General features: G+C 60.6%; 10 protein-coding genes and 1 pseudogene. 3 read left to right on the top strand and 8 right to left on the bottom strand.

The annotated features are described in order from the left end of the window. Window positions 1–327: 327 nt before the first annotated feature. Window positions 328–1722: a NarK family nitrate/nitrite MFS transporter gene (locus tag KW828_RS15085; protein WP_218337094.1), complete on the bottom strand. Its 1395-nt coding sequence runs from the start codon at window positions 1720–1722 to the stop codon at window positions 328–330. A 309-nt stretch (window positions 1723–2031) separates the two neighbouring features. On the opposite strand from KW828_RS15085, the gene narX reads away from it, so the two are divergent. Continuing rightward, on the top strand, window positions 2032–3828 hold the full coding sequence (gene narX / locus KW828_RS15080; RefSeq protein ID WP_218337093.1) for a nitrate/nitrite two-component system sensor histidine kinase NarX: 1797 nt from the start codon (window positions 2032–2034) through the stop codon (window positions 3826–3828). Next, window positions 3821–4471, top strand: a complete 651-nt coding sequence (narL, locus tag KW828_RS15075; protein WP_218337092.1) for a two-component system response regulator NarL — start codon at window positions 3821–3823, stop codon at window positions 4469–4471. The genes narX and narL overlap by 8 nt, the downstream gene beginning before the upstream one ends. Here the strand turns inward: narL and KW828_RS15070 are convergent, their stop codons facing one another. After that, entirely contained in the window at window positions 4472–5878 is a 1407-nt protein-coding gene (locus tag KW828_RS15070; RefSeq protein ID WP_218337091.1) for a YchO/YchP family invasin, read from the bottom strand. It lies immediately after the preceding gene. Between the two features lie 177 nt (window positions 5879–6055). Here KW828_RS15070 and KW828_RS15065 point away from each other — a divergent pair, with 177 nt between their 5' ends. Then, window positions 6056–6607 carry a YbhB/YbcL family Raf kinase inhibitor-like protein gene (locus tag KW828_RS15065; RefSeq protein WP_218337090.1) on the top strand — a complete coding sequence of 184 codons (552 nt, stop codon included), beginning with the start codon at window positions 6056–6058 and terminating at the stop codon, window positions 6605–6607. On the opposite strand, the gene KW828_RS15060 is transcribed toward KW828_RS15065, so the two are convergent. The 6 genes and pseudogenes from KW828_RS15060 to KW828_RS15035 all read right to left on the bottom strand — a co-directional run. Beyond that, window positions 6584–9178, bottom strand: a complete 2595-nt coding sequence (locus KW828_RS15060) for a nitrate reductase (protein WP_218337089.1) — start codon at window positions 9176–9178, stop codon at window positions 6584–6586. The two genes, KW828_RS15065 and KW828_RS15060, sit on opposite strands and share 24 nt — an antisense overlap. Beyond that, a complete protein-coding gene (gene nirB, locus KW828_RS15055; protein WP_218337088.1) occupies window positions 9175–13167 on the bottom strand; it encodes a nitrite reductase large subunit NirB in 3993 nt (1330 codons plus the stop codon). Before nirB ends, KW828_RS15060 begins: the two co-directional genes overlap by 4 nt. 9 nt (window positions 13168–13176) lie before the next feature. Continuing rightward, window positions 13177–13965 (bottom strand): ABC transporter ATP-binding protein, encoded by a 789-nt coding sequence (locus KW828_RS15050; RefSeq protein WP_218337087.1) that lies wholly within the window; start codon window positions 13963–13965, stop codon window positions 13177–13179. Between the two features lie 10 nt (window positions 13966–13975). Beyond that, entirely contained in the window at window positions 13976–14857 is an 882-nt protein-coding gene (gene ntrB, locus KW828_RS15045; RefSeq protein ID WP_218337086.1) for a nitrate ABC transporter permease, read from the bottom strand. 1 nt (window position 14858) lies between these two features. Continuing rightward, window positions 14859–16118, bottom strand: a complete 1260-nt coding sequence (locus KW828_RS15040; RefSeq protein ID WP_218337085.1) for a CmpA/NrtA family ABC transporter substrate-binding protein — start codon at window positions 16116–16118, stop codon at window positions 14859–14861. Between the two features lie 293 nt (window positions 16119–16411). Next, a pseudogene (locus tag KW828_RS15035) lies at window positions 16412–16606 on the bottom strand (IS4 family transposase); the annotation flags it as partial.

The raw sequence follows: 16606 nt of genomic DNA, 5'->3' as shown, positions 1-16606 counted from the left end.
CGGCGAAGGTAACGCGCTGAATGAGGGCGGGAATTGATGATGATCAAGGCATACCGGCTTAGGCTCAGGGGTTAAAAAGCCGCATACCACCAAAGTGGAATAATTGAAATTTCACTAACTTATTGTATGAAAAGGTTTTTTATCAATTAACCCTGTCTTTACCGTGATTATTCAGCCCTGCGGGGTATTAGGGGGTAGACGATTTCACACTGTGACGCCGCGCAACGTTTGCGCACGGTGCCAGGGGGTATCAGCACAGAGTATGTTGTAACTATAGAGCGGGCAAAAAAAAGCGCGGCGAGGCCGCGCAAGGATAATCAACAGTACTTACTTTTTATTAGAATTACGGCCATACACCGCCCAGGTGATGATCACACAGGCGACATAGAACACGAGGAACACTTTCATGGCGTCGGCAGGCGAGCCGGTCAGCGCCAGCGAGGTACCAAACGCCTTCGGAATAAAAAAGCCGCCGATCGCGCCAATCGCCGAAATAAAGCCTAACGCGGCAGCAGTGTCAGTTGCCGCTTCGCGCAGCGCCTGCGCATCATCCCCGCCCTGCGCTTTCACGCGCTCGGCGGTCATCTTACGGAAAATCACCGAAATCATCTGGAAGCTGGAACCACTGCCCAGCCCGGCGGTGAGGAACAGGGCCATAAACACGCCGAAGAAGGCTCCAAAATGACCGGCGCTGGTGGCGGTCGGCAAGGTCAGGAACAGCAAGGCGCTGAAAATTGCCATCATAATAAAGTTCACCAGCGTCACACGGGTTCCGCCCAGACGGTCAGACAGCGCGCCGCCGCAGGAACGGGCAATGGCGCCGATCAGCGGGCCAAAGAAGGCATAATGCAGCACGTTAACGTCCGGGAACTGGGTTTTTGCCAGCATCGCAAAACCGGCAGAGAAGCCGATAAACGAGCCAAAGGTCGCCAGATAGAGGAAGCCGAGGATCCACAGATGCGCACGTTTTAGCACCGGTAACTGGGCGCGCAGCGAGGCTTTTGAGGTCGCCAGTTCGTTCATACCGAACCAGGCTGCGAGGGTGAAGACCACCAGGAACGGCACCCAAATCCACGCGGCGTTTTCCAGATAGATATGCGAGCCGTCAGCCTGCTCAACACCCGTGCCGCCGAACACCGCGAAAATGGACATGGAGATCGCCAGCGGTGCCACCAGCTGCATCACGCTCACGCCAAGGTTGCCCATACCGCCGTTAATACCCAGCGCACCGCCCTGCTTCGCTTTTGGATAGAAGAAGCTGATGTTCGCCATGCTGGACGCAAAGTTTGCCCCGGCAAAACCGCACAGCAGCGCAATGATGATGAAGATACTGAACGGCGTGGTCGGATCCTGCACCGCAAACCCTAACCAGACGCAGGGCACGATCATGATGCCGGTGCTGAACGCCGTCCAGCGGCGGCCACCAAAGATCGGCACCATAAACGCATAAGGCACACGCAGCAACGCCCCGGAGACGGACGGCAGCGCGGTTAACATAAACAGCTGATCGGTCGTAAAATTAAAACCCACTTTATTCAGGTTTACCGCGACCGCACTAAACAACATCCACACGCAAAACGCCAGCAACAGGCAAGGTACGGAGATCCACAAATTGCGGCTCGCCACACGATGACCTTTTTGTTGCCAGAAAGCAGGATCTTCCGGACGCCATTCGGTAATGACGGACCCGGTCGTCCTTTCAGGAACGGAAGAGTGACTCATAGACACCTCTGATAATAGATTCAACGTCTGCCACCTTAGGGTTTGCAGCGGCGCTTAAGTTGATATAAATCAAAGGAAAAGTCGGCGGTCTGCGGCGCTAAAAATCGCCCTACTCCCTAATAGGCACGTAAAACCGCTAAAAATAGTGTGGTTTTTCACAGCGCTGAAGGTATTCGGCACATGCATGGATGGACGGCATTTATAACGGGCAATAAAGAGGTAACTCTTTTTAGGTATGGGTATACTCCAGGGGATGTCCGACAATACCGCCTCACTCGCACCTGCCACAGGTCTGGAGCTGCCCTGACAATGTTTAAACGCCTGTTTTCTCCCCTGACGCTGGTAAATCAACTGGCGTTGATCATGCTGCTGTCCACCGTTATCGGCGTGACCGGCATGGCGATTTCTGGCTCGCTGGCGCAGGGCGTTCAGGGCAGTGCGCATGCCATTAATAAGGCCGGTTCGCTGCGTATGCAGAGCTATCGCCTGCTGGCGGCGATCCCGCTGACCGCCGACGATCAGCCGCTGCTTGACGAAATGGCGAAGACGGCGTTCAGCCCGGAGCTGGCGCAGGCTGCCGCGCGGGACGATCAAAAAGCCCAGCTCATTGCCCTGCAAAACTTCTGGCACAGCGATGTCGAGCCAGGTCTGAAACGCGCCCGTGAACCGCAGGAAGTCTCGGCGGAAATTGCCACCTTTGTGGCGCGCATTGATACGCTGGTCACCGCTTTCGACCACAGCACCGAACAGCGCATTGAGCGCGTGGTCATTTTACAGTGGGCGATGGCGGCGGTGATGGGCTGCCTGCTGGTATTTACTATTCTCTGGTTACGCGCGCGTTTGCTGCGGCCCTGGCATCAGTTGCTGCGCATGGCGCGCGCCGTGAGTCAGCGGGACTTCACGCGCCGGGCGAATATCAGTGGCCGCAACGAAATGGCGACGCTCGGCATGGCGCTGAACAACATGTCTGCTGAACTGGCAGAAAGCTATGCGGTACTGGAGCAGCGGGTGCAGGAGAAAACTGCCGGTCTGGAGCAAAAAAATCAGATCCTGTCGTTTCTGTGGCAGGCCAACCGCCGCCTGCATTCGCAGATCCCGATGTGCGAGCGCATCTCGCCGGTACTTAACGGCCTGCAAAGCCTGACGCTCTTGCACGACATCGAACTGCGTATTTACGACATGGAAGATGAAGCCAACCATCAGGAATTCACCTGCCAGTCCGATGTCAGCTGCGACAATATCGGCTGCAGTCTCTGCCCACGCAGCCAGCAGGCGTCCCCACCTGGGGGTATAACCCTCAAGTGGCGGCTGGCGGATGCCCATTTGCAGTACGGTCTGCTGCTGGCACAGCTGCCGCCGGGCCGCCATCTTAGCCACGATCAGCAACAACTGGTGGACACGCTGGTGGAACAGCTCACCGCCACGCTGGCGCTGGAGCGGCATCAGGAGCGCCAGCAGCAGTTGATGGTGATGGAAGAACGCGCCACCATCGCGCGCGAACTGCATGACTCCATCGCCCAGTCGCTCTCCTGCATGAAGATGCAGGTCAGCTGTCTGCAAATGCAGGGCGACACGCTACCGGAAAGCAGCCAGCAACTGCTGGGGCAGATACGCAATGAACTCAATACCTCATGGGCGCAGCTGCGGGAGCTGTTAACCACCTTCCGCCTACAGCTGACTGAAGCGGGTCTGCGCCCGGCGCTGCACGCCAGCTGTGAGGAATACAGCGCGCGTTTTGGTTTCCCGGTGAAACTGGATTACCAGTTGCCGCCGCGCTTTGTGCCGTCGCACCAGGCGATCCATCTGCTGCAAATTGCCCGCGAAGCCCTGAGCAATGCCCTTAAACACGCCAGGGCTACGGAAGTGACCGTCTCGGTAACCCAGCAGGCGCAGCGGGTGACGTTGTGCATCACCGACAACGGGTGCGGCATCCCGGAACATGCCGAACGTACCAACCACTATGGCCTGATTATCATGCGTGACCGCGCCCAGAGTCTGCGCGGTGACTGCGTGATCCGCCGCCGGGAGGCCGGTGGAACTGAAGTGATAATCACCTTTATACCTGAAAAGCTTCTCTCATCACGACCAGGAGATAACGATGACTAATCCGGAACCCGCCACCATCCTGCTGATTGACGATCATCCGATGCTGCGCACCGGCGTTAAACAGCTCATCAGCATGGCAAATGACATCACGGTAGCTGGCGAAGCCAGTAATGGCGAACAGGGCATAGAACTGGCCGAGGCGTTAGATCCGGATCTGATTTTGCTGGATCTGAATATGCCGGGCATGAACGGGCTGGAAACGCTGGATAAACTGCGCGAGAAAACCCTCTCCGGGCGCATCGTGGTGTTCAGCGTATCGAACCATGAAGAAGACGTGGTAACGGCATTAAAACGCGGCGCGGACGGTTATCTGTTAAAAGATATGGAGCCGGAAGATCTGCTGAAAGCGCTGCAACAGGCCGCGGCAGGCGAAATGGTACTTAGTGAAGCACTGACGCCGGTACTGGCTGCCAGCCTGCGCGCCAACCGCGCCACCTCTGACCGGGATGTCAATCAGTTAACGCCGCGCGAGCGCGACATTCTGAAGCTTATTGCCCAGGGGCTGCCGAACAAAATGATCGCCCGTCGGCTGGACATCACCGAAAGCACCGTCAAAGTCCACGTGAAGCATATGCTGAAAAAAATGAAGCTAAAATCCCGTGTCGAAGCCGCGGTATGGGTGCATCAGGACCGGATTTTCTGATTATTGCGCGGGCAGCAGTTCCCAGCGCGGATCGTTGACAGGCTCACTGGTCAGCGGTTGCGTCAGTACCAGCGTGATTTCATTGGATGAAACGCGCTGCCCCTTCTCATCTTCCACCGTTAGCGACAGAACCCAGCGGTTGCTGGCACCTTCACTCGCGTCCCAGGCAGGCATAATAATGCTCCAGCCTGTCGGATCTTTCGCGTTGACCGGCGGCGTCAGGCTCAGCGCCTGGGTATCACCCTGCCACACCACATTACGAATACCGTGGGTGCTGTGGACCTGCACTTTCAGCTCCACCGTCTCATTGGGTGACAGATCCCACGGCGGCGTGGCGAGAAACACGGACAGGGTTTTGCGCTGGCGCTGCTCAACGACCGGCAAATTGTTACGTGTCGGGCTGTCGTAGCGACTGCCGCGCAGTGAGCTGGTTTTTGCCACTTCGCTGGCGGAGAGCTGTTTTTTCAGCGGCACGCCAAAACGGTAATTGAGCTTAAGGCCGAGATCGTTCTGGCTTTCGCCGCTCTCTCCCTGCTTATGCTGCGCGGTTAACGTCACCAGCGGCACCGGGGTATAGTTCAGACCCACTTTTACCGCGAGCGGATTGTGATAGCCCGTACCGGAGTCAAACAGATCAACGCTGTCGCCGAAATACTGCTCAAGGCTGAGGCTGGTATTGAGATGCTGATAAAACGGCATGCGCGCCTGGGCGGTAATGTCGTAGCCGCGCGCCATACGCTGTTGCAGCGTTACGCCGTCGTCCTGCCAGCCGGAAAGCGGTTGATAGTAGTTGGCCGACAGCCGCAGGTATTCCCCCCAGGCTTCCGCACCAACGCCGGCGCGTTGCAGATGCGTCTCCATCTGGTTGTCGTAAAAGGTGTTGTAACCCAGCAGCCAGTTGCCGGCCACCCAACGCTGACCGATCCCGGCATTGCTCACCAGACCATCGTCCTGCTGCGTCAGCCCCAACTGGCTCCAGCTTAAATAGCGGTTGTTATCCTGCCAGGGCACAAACCAGTTGCCGGAGCTGCCGGTGAAGCGCCCTTCATTATTTACCTGCACATTGACGCTGGCATTGCCCCACGGCGAGAGCCAGGACTCGACCTGTTCATTCACTTCCCCGCTCAGGGCGTCGCGCACTTTACCCAGCGCAAACTGCCGCGCCTGCTCCCCGGCGCTTAAACTGCTGTCGCTCTGGCTGGCTTCGCCAAAGGCTTTCGCCATCTCTGCCAGATGCTTTTCGCCCGTATCGCTGGCGGGCGTCATCCCCAGATCGGGCAGGCCATCGGCGTCGTTATCAAAGGGATTTTGTGCCTGCTGCATCCAGCTTTGTGGTGCCGCATGGGTGCCGCCTGTCAGCAGCAGAAATACCAGGAATAGCGGAAAGGATCTTAAAGCATTACGCATCAATATCTTCAGCGACGTCTCACCTGCCAGGGATTCGGGTTGTGGGGCGGTATAAAGGCTAATGCTAACGTTTTTTGCCGGGCCTTTCAGCTTTCTGACGCATTCCAGGAAAATCCTTAATCGTTCCCGCTTCGTCAGGACTACAGTTATAGAACCGCTTACGTACGAGATCTGTTCATGAATAAGACGCTGAAATGGGCTTTATGGAGTTCGTTGATGTTTTATGGTGCCACGGCCAGCGCCAACGAACTCTTTATGCTGCAATCCCCGGCCTTTGGTGATAACGCGATGCTGGAAAAACGCTTCGCCGGGAACAACGACAACAACCCTAACTGCACCGGCGAAAATGAATCCCCGGCGCTGATCTGGAGTAATCCGCCGGTTAACACCAAAAGCTTTGCGCTGATCGTCCACGATCCGGAAGGCGCGAAAGGCCTTGGCGTCACCCATCTGGTGGCCTATAACATTTCGCCGTCTGCCACCGGCATAGGGGCCAACGATCTGCGCGACGGTAAAAACTTCACCGGCGGTAAAAACACGCCCGGTACCGATAAATGGTATGGCCCCTGCCCGCCACCGGGTACCGGTGCGCACCATTACACCTTTACGTTGATTGCCACCGACCAGGCCCCCGATTTGCCCGCCGGCTTAACCCGCGAAGAATTGCTGGCGAAGCTGAAAGGCAAAGCGCTGGCTGCCGCCGGATTAATTGGTCGCTTCGGGCAATAACGCCTGCGCCAGCAGCGCGTTGAGTTCAGGAATGCAGGATCCGCAGTTGGTGCCGCAGCGCAGGGTTGTCCCCAGCGCGGCGGCAGAATGACAACCGTTGCCGATCGCCGCATTAATGGCATTTTCACCCACGCCATAACAACTGCACACAATACGCCCCGGTACCGCCTGCGCATCCGCCGTCTGCCCGCCTAACAGCGCCTGGCGTTCGAAGGCGGTCTGCGGCGCACAGGCAAACGCTGCTTCCACGACAGCGCGTTCAATCTCCGGCAAACGCCGGTCACTCCAGAAGCCCAGCATCAGTTCATCCTTGTGCCAGGCCAGCAGATACCACGCCGTGCCGGCCTGCGCCTGTTGCAACTGCCAGCCCCGCGTCTCGCACCATGGCAGCAGCCATTCCTGCGCCGGGATCTCACCTGCCAGCGTGTAATGCGTCACCGCCGCCGCCTTGCGCGACCAGTGCACCGACGCGGGAAGTGTGACGTTGTCACGGCAGAACAACTCCCCCTGCCACGCGGGTTGCCACGCACTGATCCGCACCGCGGTCTGTTTGCTTTCCGGCTGCCCGGAATGTGGGCAGCAGACCGGGGCTACCAGCGCGTTCACCTTGCCCTGTCGGGCGAACAGCGCGTTCCAGTGCATCGGTACGAACAGCGATCCGGGCCGCTGCGCCGCGCTGACCGTCGCCCGCGCCACCATCAGGCCGCGGGGGGAGCTGATACGCACGACATCGCCATGGCGAAGGCCTAAACGCGCGGCGTCTGTCGGGGCCAGTTCTGCTTGCGGCTCGTCAATGTGCTGCATCAGCCGCACCACCGTGCCGGTGCGGGTCATGGTGTGCCACTGATCGCGAAGGCGTCCGCTGTTAAGAATGAACGGATAGAGCGCATCGGGCCGCGCTCGGGAGGATTCTGGTGATACCGGCAGCAGCCGCAGTCTTCCGCTGTCGCGCCAGCCACGGGCCAGATCGAGCGCGTTTCCCACCGGCCACTGCACCGGCGTCAGATCGTCCCATTCGGCACGGCTGAGGTGAGCCAGCGCGCTAATATCAAACGCCCGCGTGCCGTTATTTTCATAGCCGGAGAGTAATGCGTGCTCACGGAATACGTCATGCGCGTGCTGCCAGGCAAAGGCCTCGCCATAGCCCAGTTCGCGGGCGACGTGCGCGACTATCCACCAGTCGGGGCGTGCGTCGCCCGGTGACGGTAAAAAGGCGCGCTGGCGCGAAATACGTCGCTCGGAGTTGGTCACGCTGCCGGATTTCTCGCCCCACGCCTGCGCCGGAAACTGAATATGCGCGTAGCGGCTGGTTTCGGTATCCGCCATCACCTCTGAGACGATCACCAGCGGGCATATCGCCAGCGCCTGGCAGACGGCATGGCTGTCCGGCAGCGATACCGCCGGATTGGTGCCCATGATCCACACCGCTTTCACCTCACCGCGTCCGATGGCCTCAAACAGTTCAACCGCCATCAGTCCCGGCGTCTGCGCCAGTCTTTCTGCGCCCCAGAAGCGCGCCACGCGCGCCAGATCCGCCGCTTCAAAATTCATGTGCGCCGCCAGTTGTGTCGCCAGGCCACCCACTTCGCGCCCGCCCATGGCATTTGGCTGACCGGTCAGCGAAAACGGCCCGCAGCCGGGGCGGTTAATTTTGCCACTCGCCAGATGCACATTAATGATGGCATTACATTTGTCGCTGCCGCTGGCAGACTGATTAATACCCATGGTGTAGAGCGTAATGGCGCGCGGGGCCGCCACAAACCAGTCAAAAAAGGTGCTGACCTGCGCCAGCGGCAGATCGCAAAACTGCGCCACGCGCGCCAGGGGCCAGTCTGCGGCAATGGCTGTTGCCTGCTCCCCGTCATCAAAGCCGTTTACCTCCCCGCCGCGCTGCATAATGGCATGCTGCAGACCAACAAACAGCCCGGCATCACTGCCCGGTGCCAGCGATAAGTGCAGATCGGCGATGTCGCAGGTGGCGGTGCGGCGCGGATCGATCACCACGATTTTCATCTGCGGCCGTTCCCGTTTCGCCTGCGCCAGCCGCTGATAGAGCACCGGATGCGCCCAGGCCGCGTTCGATCCCACCAGCACCACCAGATCGCTTTGCTCCACATCCTGATAACTGCACGGCACCACGTCTGCGCCAAACGCGCGTTTATAGCCGGTCACCGCCGAGGACATACAGAGCCGCGAATTGGTGTCGATGTTCGCCGCGCCGATAAAACCTTTCATCAGCTTGTTGGCGGCATAGTAGTCCTCGGTCAGCAGCTGGCCGGAGGCGTAAAACGCCACGGCCTGTGGACCGAATTCATCAATGATGTTGCGCAGGCGCTCGCCCGCAGTGGCCAGCGCCCGATCCCAGTCGCAGCGCTCGCCGTCCACCTGCGGATGCAGCAGGCGTCCCGTCAGCCCGGTGGTTTCCCCCAGCGCCGCGCCCTTGACGCACAACCGCCCGAAATTTGCCGGATGGGTTTCATCGCCGCGTACCTGTACGTCACCCTGCTCCACGCGGGCGATAACGCCACAGCCGACGCCGCAGTACGGGCAAGTGGTTCTGGTTTCCGTCATGATGCCTCCGCGCGCAGCAGCAGGGCCTGATTGCCCACCCACACTTTGCCGCCTTCGATTTTGACCGGCCAGGCGCGAACCAGCGGCTCGCCGTTGTCCGGCGCACGCCCGTCCCGCAGGCGGATGCGCTGTTTATAGAGCGGCGAAATCACAATCGGCTCGCCCGCCGCATCACCGATCAGGCCGCGTGACAGCACGTTCGCCTCGCAGCCCGGCTCCACATCGTCCAGCGCATACACCGCCTGCCCGCAGCGGAACAGCGCGATCTGCCGCTCGCCGATACGCGCGCCGATGCCCGCCTGCTCCGGGATCTCCTCGACGCCGCAAATCGCCTGCCAGGGTTTGTCGCTGGAAGGGGCATGGCCATTAATGGAGGTGGTAAACTGTGCCAGCTGCTGCGGATCGTTAAGCGTCGTCTGCCATTCGCACTGGTACGTCTCGACGATACGCGCCATCTCCAGCTCCAGTTCTGCCCCCAGCCCTAGCGAATCCTCAAGGATCACCGCCCGCAGATAGTCGATGCCGCCCTCCAGGTTATCCATCCACACGCTGGTGCGCTGTAAGCGGTCGGCGGTGCGGATGTAGAACATCAGCAGGCGATCAACGGTGCGGATCAGCGCGGCGTCATCCATATCGCTGGCAAAGAGATCCGCGTGGCGCGGTTTCATGCCGCCGTTACCGCAGACATACAGATTCCAGCCGTTTTCGGTGGCGATAACGCCGATGTCTTTACTCTGCGCTTCGGCGCATTCGCGGGTGCAGCCTGATACCGCCATTTTGATTTTGTGCGGCGCACGCAGGCCCTTGTAGCGGTGCTCAAGCCTCACCGCCAGCCCGGTGGAATCCTGTACGCCATAACGACACCAGGTCGAGCCGACGCAGGATTTCACGGTGCGCAGGGATTTGCCGTAGGCGTGCCCGGTTTCAAAACCGGCGTCTGCCAGTTCCCGCCAGATGGCGGGCAGTTGATCGAGTTGCGCGCCAAACAGATCGATACGCTGCCCGCCGGTGACTTTGCTGTAGAGCTGGTATTTTTTGGCGATCAGCCCGACGGCGATCAGTCCGTCGGCGGTCACTTCCCCGGCGGGCATCCGCGGCACCACCGAATAGGTGCCGTCTTTCTGGATATTGGCAAAGAAGCGGTCATTGGTATCCTGCAACGGCAGATGGGCGGGCTTGCGCAAATAGTCATTCCAGCAGGACGCCAGCACCGAGCCGACCAGCGGTTTGCAGATCTCGCACCCCTGCCCCTGACCGTAGCGGGAAATCAGTTGATCAAAGGTATGAATATGGTTAACGCGCACCAGGTGGTAGATCTCCTGACGCGAATACGCGAAGTGCTCGCAGATGTCTTTTTTAACCTCCACGCCCTGGGCGGCGAGCTGAAATTCCATCACCTGTTTCACCAGCGCGCTACAGCCGCCGCAGCCGGTCGCCGCTTTGGTGCAGCGTTTAATCGCCCCCATGTCAGACGCCCCGGCGCTGACCGCCTGGCAAATATCCGCCTTGCTGACGTTATGGCAGGAGCAGATCTGCGCGTGCTCCGGCAGCGCCGCGACGCCGAGGGCTTTCGCCGGGCTGCCCGCGAGCGACGGTAAGATCAGGCTTTCCGGCTGCACGGGCAGCGGCAGATCGTTTTGCATCATCTGTAACAGGGTGGCGTAATCGCTGGCATCCCCCACCAGCACGCCGCCGAGCAGCCTTTTGCAGTCGTGGCTGACGACAATCTTTTTATAGGTCTGGTTAACGCCGTCGTTCCATTGATAGCTGAGGCATTCCGGCGTGCGGCCTTGCGCATCGCCAAAGGACGCCACGTCCACCCCCAGCAGCTTGAGTTTGGTGCTCATGTCTGCGCCGGTAAAAACCGCGTTCTCCCCCGCCAGCTGTGCGGCAGTCACCCGCGCCATCTGATAGCCAGGGGCCACCAGCCCGAAGATTTTCCCCTCCCACAGCGCGCATTCCCCGATGGCGAAGATGTCACTGTCACTGGTCTGGCAGGCATCATTGATGCAAATACCGCCGCGCTCGCCGATCAGAAGATCGCAGCCGCGCGCCAGCGCATCCTGGGGACGGATCCCCGCCGAGAACACCACCATGTCGGTGTCCAGCGTCCCGCCGTCGGCGAACTGTAACGCCATGCCCTCCGCGGTTTCGACAATCGCGGTAGTGGATTTACTGGTGTGCACGCCGACGCCCAGCGCGGTGATTTTCTTGCGCAGCAGTTCCGCCCCCGGCGCATCCAGTTGCACCGCCATCAGTCCCGGCGCAAATTCCACCACGTGGGTTTCCAGACCGAGCTGTTTCAGGGCGTTTGCCGCTTCCAGCCCCAGCAGGCCACCGCCGATCACCACACCGCGCGTGGCGGTGGCGGCTTTGGCGCGAATGCGGTCCAGATCGTCAAGCGTGCGATAGACAAAGCAGCCCGGCAGATCGCGCCCTGGCACCGGCGGCACAAAAGGATACGAGCCAGTCGCCAGCACCAGCTTGTCGAAATGGGTTTCATGCCCGGCGGCGTCGCGTACCACCCGCAGCTCACGGTCGATTTCCGCCACCCGACAGGCAAGCCGTAATTCAATGCCGTGACGGGCAAAGAAATCCTCCGTCACCATCGACAGGGATCCGGCGCTGCGCCCGGCAAAATACTCCGATAAATGCACGCGGTCGTAGGCGGCATAGCGCTCTTCGCACAGCACCACGATCTGATACTTCAGGTGCAGATCGCGGCTCACGCACTGTTCAAGAAAATGGTGGCCGACCATGCCATGTCCTGCCACTACCAGCGTTGGTTTCGTCATTGTCTGTTGTCCTTCAGCCTGGGGCCGGGTTGTGAAGCGGTCAAAGAGCCAGTCAGGGCTGGCAGGTTGTGAGGTGGCAAGACGTTCGGTAAGGGTTGCCGCGCTCCGGCAGTCGCCCATCAGCAGCACCCCCGCGAGGCGGCCGTCGCGGATCAGCAGACGACGGTAATGCCCGGACAGCGGATCGAAGCTGTGCCAGCTCTGATCCTCTGCTCCGGCAGTCACCACACCGGCGCTGAACAGATCGATGCCGGTGACTTTTAAGCGCGTGCCGCTGTCGTGCCAGGCAAAATCGTCGCCCGGCTCGCCGCACAGTCGGGCGGCCAGCACGTCAGCCTGTTGCAGACAGGGGGCCACCAGCCCCCAGGTCTGGCCGTCGATTTCGCAGCATTCGCCGAGGGCGCTGATACCGGGCAGCGCCGTGCGTAGCTGGCGATCGACCACAATGCCGCGCTGGCACGCAATGCCGCTGGCCTGCGCCAGCGACGTGTTGGGTTTCACGCCGGTGGCGATGACCACGCGAGACGCCGGAACAGTGCGCCCGTCAGTCAGCGTCACCGACGCGGCGTTAATGCTGGTGATGCCGCTGTTCAGCTCGCAGACGATACCCCGCGCCCGCAGGTGCGCTGCCAGCAGCTCGCCCGCCTGACGATCCAGTTGTTGTTCCATCAGGCGATCCGCGCGGTGCGCTAACGTGACACTGTCACCACGCCGGGCGAATGCCGCGGCGGCTTCGACGCCCAGCACGCCGCCGCCGAGCACCACCACCGGCCCGCGCGTTGCCAGCATGGCGTTGACATCCGCCAGCGTGCGAAAGGTGAAAACGTGCGGCAGGTGGTGTCCGGGGATGGGCGGCACAAAGGGTTGCGAGCCGGTGGCGAACACCAGTTCGTCCCAGGAAAGCTGCCGCTGGCTGGTGTGCAGCTTGCGCGCCTGAGGGTCCACCGCCAGCACCCGTTCGCCGCAGAGCACGGTAATGCGGTTTGCGTCGTACCAGTCCGCAGGCAGCAGCCGCGTATCGGCGAAGGGCTTTTCCCCGCTCAGCACCGGGGAAAGCTGAATGCGGTTATAAGCCGCGCATGGTTCGTCGCCAATTATTGTGATGGCAAAGCGCGCCGCAGCGCGGCTGATAAGCGCCTGCGCCAGCCGGGTCGCCGCCATGCCGTTACCAATGATGATCAGTCGCCGCGTCATCGCTGCCCCTTACGCCGCTTTCGGCTGCTTTTCATAGAGGAAATGCAGGATCTGCTGACGCAGATGGTGATAACGGCTCTCTTCGGCCAGCGCCACGCGGTTACGGGGACGCGGCAGGTTTACCGCCAGCACTTCTCCCACCGTTGCCGCCGGGCCGTTGGTCATCATCATCACGCGATCCGAGAGCAGCACCGCTTCATCCACATCGTGGGTGATCAGCACGATGGTGGTATTCAGCGACTGCTGGATCTGCATCACCGTATCCTGCAAATGGGCGCGGGTCAGCGCATCCAGCGCGCCAAAAGGTTCATCCATCAGCAGCACTTTCGGCTTCATCGCCAGCGCGCGGGCAATGCCGACACGCTGCTTCATGCCCCCGGACACCTCGTCCGGGCGTTTGTGCAGCGCGTGGCCCATCTGCACGCGCGCCAGGTTGTGCTCAATCCATTCTTTGCGCTCCGCTTTCGTCATGGTGCGGCGAAACACCTGATCCACCGCCAGCGCCACGTTGTCAAAGCAGCTCAGCCACGGCAGCAGCGAATGGTTCTGGAACACCACCGCGCGCTCCGGGCCGGGGCCGGCGATCTCCCGGTTATCACAGATCAGCCCGCCTTCGGTGGGCAGCGTGATGCCGGCAATCAAATTAAGCAGCGTCGATTTGCCGCAGCCGGAATGGCCGATCAGACTGACGGTTTCCCCTTCATGAATATCAAACGAGACGTTTTGCAGCGCGAGGAACTCCCCGCTGGCGGTGGAGAAACGCTGACTGACGGCCTGCACCTGAATAATGGGTTTCATACGCGACTCCTTATTTATCCTGCCAGCTGAAACGGCGGGCGATGAGCATCAGGCCCTGCTCCAGCAGCAGGCCAACGACGCCGATGATGACGATGGCGATGAGAATGTTTTCTACATTGAGGTTGTTCCACTCGTTCCAGATCCAGAAGCCGATGCCCACGCCGCCGGTGAGCATTTCGGCAGCGACGATCACCAGCCACGCAATGCCAATGGAGAGCCGCACGCCGGTCAGCACCGCGGGCAATACCGCCGGGAACAGGATGCGGCGCATCACCGTCCATTCAGAGAGCTGTAACACGCGGGCGACGTTGAGATAGTCCGCAGGAATACGCTTCACCCCTTCGGCGGTGTTAATCACCATCGGCCAGATGGAGCAGATAAAAATGGTCCAGCTTGAAGCCGGTTCTGCTTTCTGAAACAGCAGCAGGCCAATCGGCAGCCAGGCGAGCGGGCTGACCGGGCGCAGTAGCGCGATCAGCGGCGTGAACATGCGCGAGATAAAGACAAAGCGGCCAATTAAAAAACCAAGCGGGATGCCGACCAGCGCCGCCAGCCCAAAGCCAATCGCCACGCGTTGCAGGGAGGCCAGCACGTTCCAGCCGATACCCATGTCGTTCGGCCCGTCGTTGTAAAACGGATCGGCAAAGAGCGTCAGGGCGGAGTCCAGCGTCGAGAGCGGCGTCGGGAAGCCTTTGCTGTTGATGGCGGCCAGTTGCCAGGCTATCACCAGCAGCCCCAGCCCGAGGATAGCGGGGACCACGCGCTGCACGACGTCGCGCAGCTGGCGACTGAAGCGCGACGGGCGGCGGCGAACCTGCACTGGCGGCAGGAGGATCACTTCCCCCTGAGGGACTTCCGGGTTAACGATGGTTTTTTTCTGCGGGAGTGTCATGTCATGCCCCTTTACGTTGAATGGCAAACTGGCTGGCGTACCCTTGCGGATCCGTGCCGTTCCAGACGGTGCCGTCGATAAGCGTGCTGGTGCGCAGCGGTGAGGACGGCAGTGAAATACCGCCGACCTGGGCGGCGGCATCGCGGAAGACGTCGGTGCGGTTGATGCGTGCCGCGACAGCGGTGTAATCCGGCGCGGTTTTTAACAATCCCCAGCGCTTGAACTGGGTTAAAAACCACATGCCGTCGGAGTGCCAGGGGTAGTTAACCAGGCCCTCGTTAAAGAAGCGGATGGCATGGGCGTCCTGCCAGCGGCGGCCCGCGCCGTTGTCGTACTCTCCCAGCAGGCGGCCAGTGAGGAATTGTTCTTTGGTATTAAGCCAGGCGCGACGGGCGAGGATGCGCGCGGTTTCGCGTTTGTTCTCCGGTGAGGCGTCGATCCAGCGGGCAGCCTCCAGCACTGCCGCGACCAGCGCCCGCGCAGTGTGCGGATTCTGCTCCACCCAGGCGCGACGGGTTCCGAGAATTTTCTCCGGGTGATCGGGCCAGATCTCCTGCGAGGTGGCGGCGGTAAAGCCGATGCGATCGTTAATGGCGCGGGTGTTCCACGGCTCGCCGACGCAAAATCCGACCATGTTGCCGATGCGCATGTTCATCACCATCTGCGGCGGCGGGACTACGACGGTGCGGATGTCGTCAAAGGGGTTGATCCCGGCGTTGGCCAGCCAGTAGTAGAGCCACATGGCATGGGTGCCGGTCGGAAAGGTGTGGGCGAAGGTGTAGCTGCCCGGCGCGCTCTGAGCGATCAGGGTTTTCAGTCCGGCGGCATCGCGGATGCCCTTCTCCTGTAAATCCGCCGACAGGGTGATCGCCTGGCCGTTCTGGTTCAGCGTCATCAGGTTCGCCATCGCCTGCGGTTTGGGGCCGATGCCCATCTCCAGCCCGTAGAGCAACCCGTACAGCACGTGTGCTGCGTCCAGCTCGCCGGAGGTGAGTTTGTCACGCACCGCCGCCCAGCTCGCCTCTTTGGTCGGCACAATCGTAATGCCGTATTTTTTATCGAAACCTTTAAGGGCGGCGATCACCAGCGGTGCACAGTCGGTGAGCGGAATAAAGCCCACGCGCACGGTCTGCTGCTCCGGCTTGTCGGAGCCTGCCGCGAACGCGGCCTGCATGATGCCCGGCAGTAGCAGGCTGCCGCCCATCACGGCGGTGGCCTGTAATAAGCGTCGGCGGGAAAGAGAAACGGTCGGATCAGCCATTACCACTCCTGAATCAAAAAAAAAGCGCCCGGCAGTGCTTTCGCACCGCAGGACGCCTTTATCCGCTAAACCCGCCTGCCGCCATTGGCGGGCCGGTTTAATAAGTTGTGGTAAGAGTAATGCAAGGGGGATGCCAGGTTTTAATCCCCTCACCCCGGCCCTCTCCCCAGGGAGAGGGAGAAAGGCCAGCCCGCACTCAATATGTCCCCTAACCCCTGGGAGAAGAGGGAAAGGCCAGCCCGCGCTCGATCTGTTCCCTCTCCCTTGGGGCTGAGGGATCCCCGGTAATATGGTCATGCTGCCATGACCATATTACTGTACTCTTTTCCCAGCCTTTTCATCTCGTTACCTATATTCAGCTGCCTCACTTTCCCCGGTTCATGCCGGATGACTTCCTCTGCCAGCCTCAGGTAAGACAGCACACGCCTGACCCTGACGCTGCTTGCCTGATAATGCCAGTGCAGACACCGCTTTTCTGCCATGTATCC

It is taken from the genome of Enterobacter sp. ENT03 (genome assembly GCF_019218745.1).
Taxonomy (GTDB): Bacteria; Pseudomonadota; Gammaproteobacteria; order Enterobacterales; family Enterobacteriaceae; genus Enterobacter_D.
The sequence above is the reverse complement of the archived record's forward strand: the minus strand, read 5'-3'. Positions and strand labels throughout refer to the sequence as shown.